The following is a 16,629-nucleotide window of genomic DNA, read 5'->3' on the forward strand; positions in this document are numbered from 1 at the left end:
GAATCGTAAATTATATGCTTCTCTAAAAGCTCTTCTGCGCTTACTGATCAACTCTCGTTTTCAGTGGGGCAAAGATAACAACTTATTGTAACGCAAAACAAGTTTTGTTAACTTTAATTTCACTTTTAATTCATATTTAAACGTAAAATACTGATACACTGTAATAATATTTTTGAGAAATTTAAACTAACGTTTGAGTTTTATTTGAAAATACTAAATGAAGGGAAAAATAGCAGCTATCTTCTTTAATATAAAATAGTCATACTTTTTACAAATTGACTTTATTGTACGAATAGAATCTGCAATTACGTATTTAATTCTACTATATATTATGTGTAATAAAAAAATCCCAAGAAAGTTTCCCGGGATCTACAGTTTAAAAATTTATAGTGTCAGTTTACTATTTTTTCGCTTTTTCTTTTAGCTCTTCTTTGTCTTTATCGGAAGGATTCCAAACTTTCACGTCTGCGTTTTTATCAATTCCGGATAATATCTGAACATTGATTCCATCACTCGCTCCCAATTTCACGTAGACTTTCTTAAATTTACCGTCTTTCTGCTTTACCTCAACGAAAGGAAGATCTTTTCCATTTTTCTTTTCGTACTGTACTAAAGATTCATCCAAAAGCAAAGCGTTTTTCTGAGAGTTCAGAACAATTTCTCCGTTGGCAGAAAATCCTGCTCTGATGTATTCATTATTGGGATTGAAAACATCTCCTTCAACAGGAAATTTAATGGTTCCGTTATTATCTTTTCCTTTTGGAGCGATCATGGTTAATCTTCCCGGAAAGGTTTTGTTCTGAAGCGCACCGATAACGATATTCATATCCATCCCCTGCTTTAATTTTCCAGCCTGGGCTTCATCAATTTCTCCCTGAAAGATCAAAGAATTCAGATCTGCAATGGAACAGATAGTAGTTCCGGCGTTGAACGAGTTGGCTTCAATAACCTGACTTCCCACTTTTACAGGTACTTCAAGAACGGTTCCTGAAGCTTTTGAACGGATTTGGGTTGTTGCCAAGCCCTGCAATTCAGGAGTAGATCCTGTTTTTGCGATCTGTAAGGCTTTCTGAGCGGTCACTAATTGCTGTTGTGCGTTTCTCAAAGCCTGTTGTGTAGAATACAACTGTTGCTGTGCATTCAGAAATTCCTGCTTGGAAGCGACTCCCTGCTTGTAAAGTTTTTCCTGCATTTCAAACTGTTTGCGCATATTATCTACATTCAGTTTTGCATTACTGATCTGAAGTTGCTGATTATTAACATTTTGCTGTGCATTATTAACCTCAGAAAGATTCGGAACGATTCTTACGGTTGCAATCAACTGCCCTACTTCTACTTTATCTCCTTCATCAACCAAAATTTTATCTATAATTCCGGCAATATTCGGCTTGATTTCGATTTCTTCTTTGGGAACGATTTTTCCTGTTGCCATCACTTTATCCTCCATATTCTGAACAGACGGTTTTCTGGTAAGGAAAGCCTCACTCTCTTTAGAATTGGACTTTACAAGATACCCGATCCCCGAGAACAGCGCCACTGCAAACAAAAGCCCCAAAATGATATAAATGGCTTTTTTCCAAGTGAATTTCTTTTTCATATATAGTTTATTTTTTTATTTAAGTTGTTTTTATTCAGTTCTTAAAGCTTCAATTGGTCTGATTTTAACGGCTCTCTGTGCAGGAATCATCCCGATTATCAATCCTAAAACCACCATCACTGCCATCGCAGCAAATACGTTTCCGTAGTTAACTGTAGGATTGTAGAACGGGAAGGAATCCTGTCCTTTCGTGGCTATATCGAGAATCATCAGAACAAAAATCCCGAAAATAAAGCCGAGCAATCCGGAAGAGAGTGTAATAACCACGCTTTCCAGAAGAATCTGGTTTCTTACTTCTGAAGGTTTTGCTCCTAAAGCTCTTCGGATCCCGATTTCTTTGGTTCTTTCTTTTACTGTAATTAAAAGAATGTTGGAAATTGCAATAACTCCGGCAAGAATGGTTAAAGTTCCCACAATAATGGTTAACAACTGCATTCCGGATAAGAACCCCGTTAGTTTTTTAAATTCTTTACCTAAATTAAAACTTCCGAAAGCATTGGTATCATCAGGCGAAACTTTATTTTTGGCTTTCAGTTCCTGTTTTACTTTTTCTTCTACTGAATTTACATCTACATTCGGTTTGCTTACAATCGCGAACATATCAATATTATCCGCCGCGTTATACATTTTTGTGTAAGTGGAAAGCGGAATAAAAACCGACTGATCGTTTTCAAAACCTCCGTTTTTCTTGATTCTGAATACTCCGATCACATTAAAGAAAATTCCTTTTATATTAATGGATTTTCCTAAAGGATTTTCGTTCTTTTTGGAATCGAAAAAGTTTTTGTAGATCTCTTCTCCTATTACCGCTACATTTTTATTTCCGGAAATATCGGCGTCGTTGAGATATCTTCCGAAGATCAGTTTCTTTTCTGAAATTTTATTTCCTACCGGATAATCTCCCGTTAAAGAATAGGTTCCGCTTTTTCCGTTTCTGGACATTAATTCTCCGGGGGTTCCGGTAAAGCTTCCTCTTGAGTTCTGGGGCGATATATAATCAATGTCGGTGATTTTTCTTTTTAAAATATCGATATCCGAAAGTTTAAGATGCATCTGTCTTCCTTTCGGGAAACCGTCATAAGGAATGGAGGTATTCTGCGCCCAAAGGAAAATAGAATTGGTGGCAAAACCTGAAAACAGCTTATCGAAACCATTTTCCATTCCTTTTGCAGCACCCAGCAAACTTACATACAAAAACATACCCCAACCTACTCCAATCATGGTAAGAAAGGTACGAAGCTTATTATTTCTCAAGGAATAATAAATTTCCTGCCAAGTATCTTTTTTAAATATAATGTTCATTTGTTAATGTCTGTTTCTTTAATAATGTCAATAGCTAAATTCACTTGCTAAACAAAATTCACTATTCACTTTTTTCGCTATTCAGTTCTCAATGCTTCAATAGGCTTAATTTTTGAGGCTCTGTACGCGGGAACGAATCCTGCAATCAGTCCTGAAAACACCAGTGCAATGAATGCGGCTATGATGTGTCCCCATCCTACACTCGGATTTTTAATGAAGTATTCTTCCAGATTATCTCCGATTAAATATAAAGCCAGAACGCCGAGTCCCACTCCTATCAATCCTGAAATTACGGTAATCACCACACTTTCCTGAACGATAAGCGCAACAATGCTTTTGGGCTTTGCACCAATTGCTTTACGGACTCCGATCTCTTTGGTTCTTTCTTTTACGATGTACACCATAATGTTGCTGATCCCGATAATTCCTGCTGCCAAAGTTCCCAATCCGATGAAACCGACAATTCCTGTAAGTACAGCCATGAAAGCGAAAGTGTCGTTCATATTCTGAGCGTTGTTCCAGACTCTGATTCCGTTTTCGTCATCGGGAGCTACATTTTTTCGAGCTTTTAATCGTGATTTTAATTCATCACCATATTTAATTGCCTGTTCCGGTGTTAATTTGTCGTTGTATGCAATATAATTGATGCTTACAGTATCCGAACCTTTCTTCATTTGCTGCAAAGTGGTGATCGGAACTGTAATATGTCTTTCGTCCCAGTCTCCGCCGTCGTCTGAGAAAACTCCGACCACTTTAAACATGGTTCCGTTGATATTTAGCTCTTTCCCAACCGGGCTTCCGTTTTTTATAAGGTCACGCTGCACCATTCTTCCGATTACGGCAACGTTCTGCTTTCTTTCCAGATCGGTCGGGGTAAGATAACGACCTTCCAGCATTTTTCGGTTTTCGATGATCTGCTCTTCGGGTTTTGCCCCGTTAATCTGATAATTCCCGCTTTCTTTGCCATATTTTACCAGCAAATTTGAGGTATATCTCGGTGTTGAGCTTCCTACTTTTTCTTTATCAACATTCACCAGAAAATCGTAGTCATCATTATTCATTGTAACGAGACGATCGGATTGCAGACCGTTGTAAGCAATCGTTGTTTTTCCTGTTACAATGGAAATAAGGTTCTGAGCATCTCTCGCAAAGCCCTGTGTAAAAGCATTTTGCAGCCCAGTTCCGATTCCGAAAAGAACAATGAAAATAAATAATCCCAAAGCCACAGTAAAACCGGAAAGTACCGTTCGCAATACATTACTGCGAATAGAACTGAATATTTCCTGCCAACGATCTAAATCGAACATATTCTTAGGTTTGAAGCGGGAAGCGGGATGATTGAGGTTCTCCTGCCTTTCCGCTGATTTATTCTATTAATTAAACTTCTTTCTTCCAGCCTCCTGCCTCACAGCACCAACTGTTTAATAAACTCATCACTTTCAATAATTCCGTCGCGGAGAACAACATTTCTTTTTGTCTGCGCTGCCACATCGGGTTCGTGGGTAACAACAATGATGGTTTTTCCTTCGCTGTTGATATCCTGAAGCAGCTTCATGATGTCATGCGTGGTTTTGGAATCCAGTGCGCCGGTCGGTTCATCGGCAAGAACCACTTTCGGATCGGTAATTAAAGCTCTTGCGATGGCAACTCTCTGTTTCTGTCCTCCGGAAAGCTCGTTCGGTAAATGATTTGCCCACTGAGCAAGTCCTACTTTTTCCAGATATTCCATGGCTTTCTGATTTCGCTCTTTTCGCGGAACATTCTGATAATACAACGGAAGCGCGACATTATCCAAAGCTGTTTTGTAGCCGATAAGATTGAAAGACTGAAAAATAAATCCCAGAAACTTACTTCTGTACTCGGCAGCTTTTACTTCAGACAGATGTTCAATAGGAACTCCGTCCAGCTCATACGTTCCGGAATCTTTTTCATCGAGAATACCAATAATATTAAGAAGTGTGGATTTCCCTGAACCCGAACTTCCCATGATGGATACAAATTCGCCTTCGGAAATCGTAAGATTAATTCCCTTGAGAACGTGCAGCTTACTTTTTCCGGTATCGTATGATTTATGTAAATCCTGAATTACTAACATTAAGCGGTGTATGTTTTTTATACCCAATAAGTAGACAGAATTTTTAATTTGTTACGAATATTGAAAAAATCTTTATTTAATTAATTGTTTAACAGATAAACTCTTTATTCAAAGCACTTTTTATTTTTTTGTTTAATTAAATCCTGCCTATAATCACGTTTTTGTTAACATAATACTTTGTAAGTCAATATTTAAGGGGCTTTCATGTAAATGTGGAAAACTTTTAAGGCTAAAACTCAACGAATTAGTGTTTCGCCCTTTTTATTACAGTTCTTTTTTTCGAACTTTGTGCTTGCACAGATCAAAAAATAAATCGCTTCCATGGTTAATAACTTTCACACATAAGTTGCACCAAATCAGAATATTGATTATTTTTTGAACGTTATCCACATTGATCTATTTATTTTAATTTTTTAAGACATTTTTAATATGGGAATTTTTGATAAAAGAGTAAGTTACAAGCCATTTGAATACCCTGAGGTTCTTCAATTTGTAGAGGCAATCAACAAATCGTTCTGGGTGCATTCCGAAGTGGACTTTACTGCAGATGTTCAGGATTTTCATTCGCAGTTGGAGCCGCACGAAAAACACGCTGTAAAAAATGCACTTTTAGCCATTGCACAGATTGAGGTGTCTGTAAAGACATTCTGGGGAAATCTGTACACTCACCTTCCAAAGCCTGAGCTGAATGGTTTGGGAGCGACTTTTGCAGAATGCGAATTCCGTCACTCGGAAGCATATTCCCGATTATTGGAAGTTTTGGGATATAACGATGAGTTCCTTAACGTAGTGGAAATTCCTGCCGTAAAAAGCAGAATTGAATTTTTAGGAAATGCCTTAAGACACGCGAATTCTGCAACACCAAAAGAATATGTTTCTGCATTATTGCTTTTCAGTATTCTGGTAGAAAACGTTTCTCTTTTCTCACAATTTGCCATTATCCTTTCTTTCACAAGATTTAAAGGGTTTATGAAAAATGTTTCCAACATCATCGCATGGACTTCCGTAGATGAGCAGATCCACGCGAACGCAGGAATTTTCCTAATCAACAAAATCAGAGAAGAACAGCCTAATCTTTTAACAGACAGCGACATCGAGGATATTTATACTTTGGTTGATGAATCGATAGAAAGAGAAGGTGATATTTTAAGCTGGATCTTTGAACTGGGTGAAATCGACAACGTTTCTAAAGAAGATTTATTAAACTTCATGAAATACCGTGTAGACGACAGTTTAAAGAAAATCAACATGAAAACAAGATACAACGTAACTCCGGAACAGTACAGACCAATGGTTTGGTTTGAAGAGGAAGTTTTCGCGAATTCTATGGACGATTTCTTTGCGAAAAGACCGGTAGATTATACAAAGCACGATAAGAGTATTACTGCGAACGATTTGTTTTAAATTTTAAGTTGATTAAAAGCGCGAGCGAAGCGAGCGTCGAAACAGATAGTATTAGCGGTGTCATGCTGAGCCTGTCGAAGCATCAAAAAATAATAATTCACTTAATATTCTTAAATTTTGAACCAAAATCTTAATGGTTAAAATTTAAAATAATTAAGAATAAACCGGAAGAGAAAAATTCTGAAAAAAGATTCTTCGTTCCTCAGAATGACAAAAAATTACAATCAATATAAGTAAACAAAATTCCTGAGCCTTCAAACCGCTCGGGAATTCGAAAATATACAACAACAATGGAAGAACAAAACAACAACATATGGTGGCTCAATGAAGAGTCTGAGCAAATGCTGAACAGAGGCTATTTGCTGAAGGGTGAAACTGTAGACGGAGCCATCGACAGGATTACCACTGCTGCTGCCAAAAGATTATATAAGCCGGAACTTCAGCCTGCTTTCAAAGAAATGATCACAAAAGGATGGATCAGTTTCTCATCTCCGGTTTGGGCAAATATGGGAACACAGAGAGGTCTTCCTATTTCGTGTTTCAATGTTCATATTCCGGACAGCATTGAAGGAATTACCCATAAAATGGGCGAAGTCATCATGCAGACCAAAATCGGGGGCGGAACTTCAGGATATTTCGGGGAACTTCGTAACAGAGGAACTGCGGTTACCGACAACGGAAAATCTTCGGGAGCGGTTTCTTTCATGAAGCTTTTTGATACGGCAATGGACGTTGTTTCTCAAGGTGGCGTAAGAAGAGGGGCTTTTGCAGCTTATTTAGACATCGACCATGGAGATATTGAAGAATTTTTATCCATCAAAGACATCGGAAGTCCGATCCAGAATTTATTTACGGGAGTTTGCGTTCCGGATTACTGGATGCAGGATATGATCGATGGCGATATGGAAAAACGTAAAGTCTGGGCAAGAGTATTGGAAAGCCGCCAGCAAAAAGGGCTTCCTTATATTTTCTTTACCGATAACGTCAACAGAAATAAACCACAGGTTTACAAAGACTTAGGACTTATTGTTAATGCAAGTAACCTTTGTTCTGAAATCATGCTTCCTTCTACAAGAGAAGAGTCTTTCATCTGCTGTTTATCTTCCATGAACTTAGAATTGTATGATGAATGGAAAGATACAGACGCGGTGAAATTAGCAATCTACTTCTTAGATGCTGTTTTATCTGAATTTATCGACAAAACGGAAGGAAATTATTATCTTCAGGGCGCAAGAAACTTCGCAATGCGTCACAGAGCGCTTGGTTTAGGAGTTTTAGGATATCATTCTTACCTTCAGAAAAATATGATTCCTTTTGAAAGTTTTGAGGCTACACAATTCAATGCAAGAGCGTTCAGAAGAATCAAAGAACAGGCGGAACAGGCTTCAAGAGAGCTTGCCAATATTTACGGAGAGCCGGAATTGCTGAAAGGTTACGGATTAAGAAATACGACAACCATGGCAATTGCGCCTACAACATCAAGTTCGGCGATTTTAGGACAGACTTCTCCGGGAATCGAACCGTTTGCTTCGAATTATTATAAAGCTGGTCTTGCGAAAGGAAACTTCATGCGTAAGAATAAATATCTTGCAAAATTACTGGAGGAGAAAGGGCTTGATAACGAAGAAACGTGGAGAACGATCATGTTGAATCACGGTTCGGTACAACATTTGAAGGAGTTAACGGATGAAGAGAAAGCAGTGTTCAAAACATTCAAGGAAATCTCTCCGATGGAGATTATTTCTCAGGCAGCCCAAAGACAACAATACATTGATCAGGCACAGTCTCTGAATCTGCAGATCCCTTCTACAATGCCGGTAAAAGATGTGAACTATCTTTATATCGAAGCATGGAAAAAAGGCGTAAAAACCCTTTATTATCAAAGAAGTTCTTCTGTTTCTAAAGAAATGATGGTAAACTTTGTTACTTGCACAGCTTGTGAAGCATAAGATTCTCAAATAATAAACATTACATATTTAATCGGGCACGCTTTTTTAAGCGTGCTTTTTTATGTTAAGAAAAAATTAATATTGTATTAAATTCATGATCTGTTATAAAATATGCTGTATAATCTGCCATGAATAAAGGAAATATGTAAAGACTATTCTTTATAGATAAATATTCCTGATTACAGCGTTGATTTTCAATTGACAGTAAAATATATTTTTTTCATACATTTGCAAAAAATAACACAAAAATTATTTCAAACAAATGCTATGAGGAAATATTTTAAAGCGAATTGGATTATTGTATTAATTCTATTCACTTCTTTTCAGTCTAATGCTCAGGTAAAAATTTCAAATTCCTCCGGAACAGTTAATTCTGAAAGTATTTTACAACTTGAAAATTCATCCAACAACAAAGGTTTCCTGCTTACCAGAATTGCTCTTCAGTCCACCACATTAGCGGCTCCGATGAGTGCTCATGTTTCGGGAATGATTGTGTACAACACCGCGACGGCAGGAACTTCTCCTAACAACGTTACTCCCGGATTATATTACAATACAGGAACAGGCTGGGTAAAATTATCCACAAAAAGACCCAAAGTAGGAGACATTAAAAACGGATTTCAAACCGCTGATCATAAGGGATGGTATCTTCTTAACGGCAGAGCGATAAGTACTTTATCTGCCAATCCCAGAGCAAGAGCAACTGCTTTAGGCTTTACTGTCAATCTGCCTGATGCTACGGACCGTTTTCTTAAAAACACAAGCGGAACAGACAATCTTGCAGCGGCATCCGGAAGCGATACTTTTACTTTAACGCAGGCTAATTTACCCAATGTGAATTTCATAGGAGTAACCAATACTACAGGAAATCATACGCATACGTATACAGACAATCCTTTAAATTCTACAACAAACGGTGTCGTATCAGGAACCAACAATCCGATTTCTGATAATTCCAGTGTAAATGATACCACGACCACAGATGGCAATCATACCCACACATTAAGTTTTACGCTGGGAAGCAGCCAGCCTGTAGCTTTACAGCCAAACAACATCGTTACTAATGTATTTATTTATTTAGGAAGTTAATATGAAAGCTAAAATTTTATACCCTTATATCGCATTATTTTTTTTTACTGCCCACAAAGCACAAGTTGGAATAGGAATAAATAATCCTTCCAGCTCTGCTGTTTTAGAGCTGAGCAGTACCAATAAAGGTCTTCTTATGAATAGCGTAGCCTTAACATCAACAACCTCTGCTACTCCTTTTGGAAGCAATGTAGAAGGAATGTGGGTTTACAATACAGCAACTGCCGGAACAGCTCCCAATAATGTAATTCCCGGATTATATTACAACGACGGAACAAAGTGGGTACTGATGTCTATCAACAATGATCTTCCTAAAGTAGGAGATATAAAATCCAGCATGGCAACTGCAGATCATGACGGATGGTATCTGCTGAACGGACGTACCGTTTCTACTTTACCGGCAGTAAGCCAGACCAATGCGGTCGCTTTAGGCTTCAGCACCACTCTCCCGAGTTCAAATGACCGAATTTTAAAAGGAAAAAATACATCCGAAGCCATCGCCGCAACGGGAGGAAGCAATTCTTATTCCATTGCACAGGCTAATCTTCCCAATGTAAATATTACAGGAACTACGGCATCTTCAGGAGCGCATACTCACAACTATACCAATCGAGGAGTCAACTACTGGAACTACAATGCGGGAAGCATCAATACTACAAGAACAATTGATACGGAAACAAGGACTACCGCAGCCGCAGGAGATCACAGTCATACTATTTCTGTTGCGAGTGGTGGAACGAATACAGCGATCACGCAATATCCAAAACATTTGGTTGTACAGTATTTTATTTATCTTGGAAAATAACACAAATAATTTTAAACAATGAAAAAATTAATTTTCGCTGTCATACTGACTTCTGTCGCTTCTTCTTCTGACGCCCAGGTTTTAATCACCAACGGAACCTCCGGCAATCCAACCCCGAATCCCAATGCACAGCTTGAACTTTACTCTCAAAATAACAATAAAGGCCTTTTGATGCCGAAAGTTTCACTGGTAACAACAGACAATCCGAATCCGTTACCGAGTCATATTGCAGGAATGACGGTTTATAACACCAATACTTCCACGGCAACCACTCTTACAAGTGTAACCCCGGGAATTTATTACAATGACGGAACGTCATGGAATAAAATGGAAGTACAGACTCCTACTGTAGGAGATATAAAATACAGCAGTGTGGCAACCGATCATGACGGATGGTATCTTCTGGACGGAAGAGCAATTTCTACCTTATCTGTTTCTGCGCAATCTGCTGCATCCTCTTTAGGTTTTTCATCATCACTTCCCAACAGTGCAGACAGATATCTGAAAGCAAAATCAGCTTCTGAGACATTAGGAACAGCGGGTGGAAACACTTCAGTTGTACTTACACAGGCAAACCTTCCGAATGTTACTTATAATGCAACAACTTCAAGTACCGGAGCTCATAACCACACTTATAACGACAGAGCCAGCGGAACGGTAAACAGTGTTGAGGCAGGAAGCACCAAAACGGTTGTGGATAATGATTCTACTACTTCTACCACCTCATCGGCAGGAGCACATACCCATACATTCTCGATTTTCACAGGAGGATCCGGCACACCGCTTAATCTTCAGCCAAAATATTTATCTGCCTATATTTTTGTTTATTTAGGACAGTAGATTACGCAACATTTTAGCTTAGAAAATAATAAGGCTAAAGAAGAAATAAATCTATTTTTGCATAAGCTGTAAAATAAACTTTTTAAACTTGTAAAAATTTTAATATAATTTTAACATTCGAGTGTAAAATATGTATCCATCGTAATCATCTGTAAACATTGAAAATAATTCATTTTCAATCCCCAATTGGTGAATCAAATTACTGTATCCCTGTACTTTGATTATTTTTTAAAATAAAATATTAGTATATTTGCAAATATTTTTAATGATCTGTCATAAAGTTTCTATCATTAAAAATATAACATCGGAGAGTAAACTTCTATTTTAAATCATAAGATAATTTGAATATCCGTTAAACAACCTATTATTATGCACTGATATGAAAATCAATTATTTATAACAGGTACTTCGACAAGCTCAGTGTGACACCTCTAATACTAAACGCTTGATTTTTAGCGATGTCAAGCTGAGCCTGTCGAAGCTTTAGGTTAATAAACGGACAATCAAATAAGATAAATATTATTTTATTAAATAAAAAAAACACAACACTCTATTCATAATTTAATTACCAAAATAAAAAGTTATAGCTGTAAATAGACCCATTGAATCTGTTTACAAAATAAAAAAAACACATAAAAAAACCTAATCAAATAATAGCTATTGGTAAAAGCTTATCAATGGTATGAACACAAAAATTATTTCTAAAATGTACAAAATTATCACTCTAATTTTGGTAATGCTCTCTTATGGCATTACTGCACAAGTCGGTATTAACACAAGTTCACCCGATCCGAGCTCTTCTTTAGACATTTCAAGTAATTCAAAGGGACTTTTACTTCCCAGAATCAGTAATCTTTCTTTGGTTACTAATCCTGCAACAGGATTGGTTATTTTTGATACCAATAAAAAATGTATCAGCCAGAATGTCGGAACTCCGGCAGCTCCCGACTGGGTGTGCCTTTCTCCGTATTCGGCAAGATTTTTCTACATGCCAAGTGTTGTTTTTGATACGACTACCATTGCAGCAGGACAAACGAAAGATTTATACACATTGTATAAAAATCAGTTTTCGAATATTCCGTCCAATGCAAGAAGTACTTCGGCTCCGGCAACCATTCCTTTTTTTCCTAACGCAACGGATCTTTATTATTATGTAACAGGATACGATTCTACTGTATTCAGGATTAACAGCATCAGCAGTACGGGAGTTTTAAACTATGATGTACTGGCAAACGCTACACCTGCTTCTTTTATTAACATTGTTTTTGTCGTAAAATAAGTAAAACATCATGAAAAAGAATTTCAAGGGGCTGTCATGGATGAGCCTTATCTTTACTTTGCTTACAAGTCTCGTGTACGCGCAGACAGACAGTACTGAAGTTGCAAGTATTTACGGATTTTATTCTTACTCAAGTTCTTTAATGAATGCTTCTTCGGCATCCGAGCTTACCATACAAGGAAATGCTTCTCATACTGCAACAGGAGTACAGCTTACGCCGGCAAGCTCAAGTCAGTTCGGAGGATTGTTTATTAACGGAAGAACTTTTACTTCGGTAAATGGTTTACACGTAGAGTTTGAATACGATATGAAATCCGGTTCTGCGTTCAGCGGTTCATATGGTGACGGTTTATCTTTTTTCCTGTACGACGGATCTGTCGCCAATCCTACAATCGGATCTTCCGGTGCAGGTTTGGGATATGCTTATAACAGAGCAAAAAATGATTATGCTTCATTCAGAAAACCCGGTTTATCGGGAGCATATCTTGGGATTGCGCTGGATGAATTCGGAAATTTTAAATCCAAACGTTTTCAGGGAGAATCCAGAGTTAACGGTATTGCCGGAGTAACATGGAGCCAGGGATCCAGTCACGTTACTTTAAGAGGAGCAAGAGGAGCCGCCATCAATAGCAATGGTTTAGGAGATGGCTACACCGGATATCCGGTTCTGGTAACCCGATCTACATTAAGCAATACAGGAACGGTAGGAAGAATATTACAGGCAGACAGATCGTACGCCGCAACCACCAATACACTGGCTTCAACTTTTGATCTGAGAAACGGAAACGGAGAATTCAGAAAAGTATATCTGGATCTGATTCCTCATTTTGTAACGGCAACTACTACAGACGGATTTGATATAAAAGTGGATATTCAGACCACACAAAACGGAACACCAATTAATATTATTAATTATTATCACTACAAAACATCGCTTCCGTACAGTGAAAATGCCAATCCTGCGGTAACAGATTTTAACAGTTCCGATACTGAGGGCGCGGCTACAAACCAGACTTTAAATGCTGCAGTACCTTCGGTTTTAAAACTTGGTTTTGCGGCATCCACCGGAGCAGCGTATCAACAGCATATTATCCGAAATGTGAAATTAACACTTCCCTATTCTGCTGTTACAAATGATGATGTGGCAACAACCTGTAAACTTCAGCCGGTTTCGATCCCGGTTTTGGATAACGATATTGCCTACAAAGGTCCCATCAGTATAACAACTCCTCCTACAGGAAGTAAAAATAATATTGATAAAACGACATTCAGCTTTACAAAGACAAGTGATACTGATCTTACTTTATACCGCAGAAAAGTAACTCCGCAGGGAACATGGAGCTATAATAAAAGTACAGGAATTGTAACTTTCTATCCTTCAAGCGGCTTCACCGGAACTGCAACCATGACGTATACCGTGAAAGGAAAAACTTTAAAAGATTCTAACGGTAATATTGTTGAGCCGTATGGTGATACAGCGTACAGATCGGTTCCTGCAACCATTACAGTTAATTTAAAGACAACAGGCTGTGTTTATTCGGTAGTTTCTAATAAAATGGTAACTCAGGGCATAAAGTAAACCTTAACTAAATTATATAACCAGACAGACCACAGAAATTTTCTGTGGTTTTTGTTTAGTCTTAAATGTAAAATATCACTTATATTTTTATAAATCTTATTATGCTTAAAACTATATTATATAAGAAATTAAAGCATTTTCTGGGGAGATTTCACATTTTGTTACTAAGAATGATTATGAGAAATCACTGACCAAAAAACATCTCTTTGTACAGCTTATCATGTATACATTATCCAATAATAACATCACCTATTCACCTGAGCTTGCTTTTATTGTAATTATACTTAAGTCTTTTTAAGTCCATTATTCAAATCACTTCATAGAGATTAAACTATTTCTTATTTTTTTAATTTATATTTTATTTTAAAGCAAGACAAAATATAATAATTACGACCAAATACATTCATAATCAAATTATTTAAAACAAATTCCAAAAAAGAGACAATTCAAAAAAGAGGTACTTTTGCAAGATCAAATTTCAATACACATGAAAAAAAGAAATTGATGTAATAAAAACTCAAATCATGAACAAATTATTATTCACCCTTTGTGTAGGCTGTTTTTCCACAGCTTACTCCCAAAATCTCAATTTTACAGATTCGAAATTCAAAGCTTTACTTTTAAGCTCAAATCCGGGCAATCAGATTGCACAAAACCTTAGTGGAAATTATATTGCGATAGATGCAAATAATGATGGCGAAATTCAGGATTCGGAAGCACAGGAAATTAAAGTTTTAAATATAAAATTAAACGGAACTCCTGCTTTTAATAATCTTCCCGATCAAATTACAGATGCTCTTCTTTTTCCCAACATGGAAGAATTGTATATACATGATAGTAAATCTGCAGTTATCAGTTTTACCAATAATTCTAAGATCAAAAAAGTTTTGTACACGGGAACGGGCGGTTTCACAGATAATACGGGAACTGCGCAAAATGTTTTGGTCGATTTTTCTTTTAATAGCTGTTCGTCTGTTCAAGATATTAATCAATTTTTATCTAATCTTAATCCTTACATCGGAACAACTTCTATATTAAGGTTTAATAATTGTCCGCAACTTATAGGAAATATTGTTTTAAACGAAAAAACAATCAAACAGCTATATCTTGAAAACTGCAATAACATCACTTCAATTACAGCAACTTCATGTTATCAACTTGAAAAATTACATTTTCAAAATTTAAATTCACTAACTAATATTTTGGTGAATGGGAACAGTGGACCTTCATTGAGTCAGGTTTATAATCAAAATATAGATCTTACAGCAACCAACTGCACGAATCTTGAAGATATTGCAGCAGATACTGACCATTACTACAGTGTTGGAGCTTATTTTTCTTCAGCAAATTTAAATGGCTCTGCAAATCTTAAAAAAATTAAAGGATTAAACGCCACTTCTATTAATTTTGCAACGGCGGGATTAATGAACCTGGAAGAACTTGATTGTTCATTTTACAACAGATATGCTTATCATACAACTTCAGGAGTATATTTTGGAAATGTAGTTTCATTAAATCTTACAGGTTTACCAAAACTTAAAATTTTAAAGGCATTCAACCAGCCTATTACTAATGCTGTAAATTTCAGCACAGCGACAATGCTTCAGAATATTGATATTACAAATTCATGCGGCTATATGAACACAGTGAATGTGAATAATCTTGCTAATCTTCAGGCTCTGAAAACTGACAGATCTAATACGGTGGGAACACAGGGAAATGATGATCTGCAGAAAATTACAGCAAGAAACTGTACAGCACTAACCAATTTTATTTTTAGAAATAATCAGAATCTTAAAGAATTGGATATCCAGAATTGTTCCGGACTACAGAAATTATCTATCGGTTATTATGCACCGATAAGCGATGGTATTTTTCCGGAATTAAATACCGTTAATCTCCTTCAATGTACAGGTATGAAAGAAATTACGATACAATCTACCAAAATAAATAATTTAAATACATCAGATTGTGTAGCCTTAACTTCTTTAGATCTGTCTGATAATAATTTTTTACCCTCCGTTAATATTTTAAATAATATAAAATTAGAATATCTTGGTCTTCAAAATATGCCTTTGATTTCACAGGTAAATACAACAGCCAATAATAAGCTGGAAAACGGATATTTCATTAATTGCCCTCAAATTACACAACTGAACTTTTCAAGTTCACCAAGCTTCAAGTATCTTACTTTATGGAACATGGCAAATCTTACCTATGTAAATGTAAGAAACGGCTCCATTGAAGATGGTTTTGATTTTATAAATTACAATCCAAATTTGGTAATGTGTGTAGACAACGCTCAATTAAATGATTTACAAGCTCTTTATGCCGACATTACATTCACTACCAATTGTGGAGGTTTTTTAAACACAAAAGATTCCGAAAACAGCAAAAACGAAATAAAAATTGTTCCGAATCCTGTGAAAGATTTTGTAATGATAAAAGCTGAAGAGCCTATTAAAAATGTAAAAATAATTGATGTGCTGGGAAGAGTAATATACAATCAGGACTGCGATAATGAACTGATGAAAATTGACCTTTCCGCTCATCCTTCCGGAAATTATATTGTAACAATAAAAACCAATAAAACAGAGATATCCAAAAAGATTATTAAACAGTAATTCACAAACAGCAAACAGTTTTTTTTAAGAGAAGACCATGGAATTTTTCTGTGGTTTTTGTTTTAT

The 16,629-nt window shown here is 36.6% G+C and carries 12 protein-coding genes; 8 read left to right on the forward strand and 4 right to left on the reverse strand.

Going from position 1 to position 16,629, the window contains the following annotated elements; genetic code table 11:
* Nucleotides 1-400 precede the first annotated feature (400 nt).
* The 4 genes from B0E34_RS00600 to B0E34_RS00615 form a co-directional block, all read right to left on the reverse strand.
* Complete coding sequence (locus B0E34_RS00600) at nt 401-1,597, reverse strand: efflux RND transporter periplasmic adaptor subunit (RefSeq protein ID WP_087705867.1); 1,197 nt, start codon at nt 1,595-1,597, stop codon at nt 401-403.
* 30 nt (nt 1,598-1,627) lie between these two features.
* Nucleotides 1,628-2,899 carry an ABC transporter permease gene (locus B0E34_RS00605; RefSeq protein WP_087705869.1) on the reverse strand — a complete coding sequence of 424 codons (1,272 nt, stop codon included), beginning with the start codon at nt 2,897-2,899 and terminating at the stop codon, nt 1,628-1,630.
* 77 nt (nt 2,900-2,976) lie between these two features.
* The gene (locus B0E34_RS00610; RefSeq protein ID WP_087705871.1) at nt 2,977-4,206 is read right to left on the reverse strand and encodes an ABC transporter permease; all 1,230 of its coding nucleotides are present in this window, start codon (nt 4,204-4,206) and stop codon (nt 2,977-2,979) included.
* Nucleotides 4,207-4,304: 98 nt separating this feature from the next.
* Nucleotides 4,305-4,994 (reverse strand): ABC transporter ATP-binding protein, encoded by a 690-nt coding sequence (locus B0E34_RS00615; RefSeq protein WP_076395968.1) that lies wholly within the window; start codon nt 4,992-4,994, stop codon nt 4,305-4,307.
* Nucleotides 4,995-5,423: 429 nt separating this feature from the next.
* Between B0E34_RS00615 and B0E34_RS00620 the strand changes: the two genes are divergently transcribed.
* The 8 genes from B0E34_RS00620 (at nt 5,424) to B0E34_RS00655 (ending at nt 16,563) form a co-directional block, all read left to right on the forward strand.
* Entirely contained in the window at nt 5,424-6,398 is a 975-nt protein-coding gene (locus tag B0E34_RS00620; protein ID WP_087705873.1) for a ribonucleotide-diphosphate reductase subunit beta, read from the forward strand.
* 269 nt (nt 6,399-6,667) lie between these two features.
* Complete coding sequence (locus B0E34_RS00625) at nt 6,668-8,347, forward strand: ribonucleoside-diphosphate reductase subunit alpha (RefSeq protein WP_262484712.1); 1,680 nt, start codon at nt 6,668-6,670, stop codon at nt 8,345-8,347.
* A gap of 267 nt (nt 8,348-8,614) precedes the next feature.
* Nucleotides 8,615-9,436: a phage tail-like protein gene (locus tag B0E34_RS00630; RefSeq protein ID WP_087705877.1), complete on the forward strand. Its 822-nt coding sequence runs from the start codon at nt 8,615-8,617 to the stop codon at nt 9,434-9,436.
* Between the two features lies 1 nt (nt 9,437).
* Entirely contained in the window at nt 9,438-10,241 is an 804-nt protein-coding gene (locus B0E34_RS00635; RefSeq protein WP_087705879.1) for a phage tail-like protein, read from the forward strand.
* An 18-nt stretch (nt 10,242-10,259) separates the two neighbouring features.
* The gene (locus B0E34_RS00640; RefSeq protein WP_087705881.1) at nt 10,260-11,081 is read left to right on the forward strand and encodes a phage tail-like protein; all 822 of its coding nucleotides are present in this window, start codon (nt 10,260-10,262) and stop codon (nt 11,079-11,081) included.
* A 682-nt stretch (nt 11,082-11,763) separates the two neighbouring features.
* Nucleotides 11,764-12,360 carry a phage tail-like protein gene (locus tag B0E34_RS00645; RefSeq protein WP_228422986.1) on the forward strand — a complete coding sequence of 199 codons (597 nt, stop codon included), beginning with the start codon at nt 11,764-11,766 and terminating at the stop codon, nt 12,358-12,360.
* Nucleotides 12,361-12,370: 10 nt separating this feature from the next.
* Complete coding sequence (locus B0E34_RS00650) at nt 12,371-13,939, forward strand: hypothetical protein (protein ID WP_087705883.1); 1,569 nt, start codon at nt 12,371-12,373, stop codon at nt 13,937-13,939.
* Nucleotides 13,940-14,463: 524 nt separating this feature from the next.
* Nucleotides 14,464-16,563, forward strand: coding sequence for a T9SS type A sorting domain-containing protein (locus tag B0E34_RS00655; protein WP_087705885.1), 2,100 nt, complete (start codon nt 14,464-14,466; stop codon nt 16,561-16,563).
* Nucleotides 16,564-16,629: the final 66 nt, after the last annotated feature.

Source organism: Chryseobacterium mucoviscidosis (genome assembly GCF_002177115.1).
Taxonomy (GTDB): Bacteria; Bacteroidota; Bacteroidia; order Flavobacteriales; family Weeksellaceae; genus Chryseobacterium; species Chryseobacterium mucoviscidosis.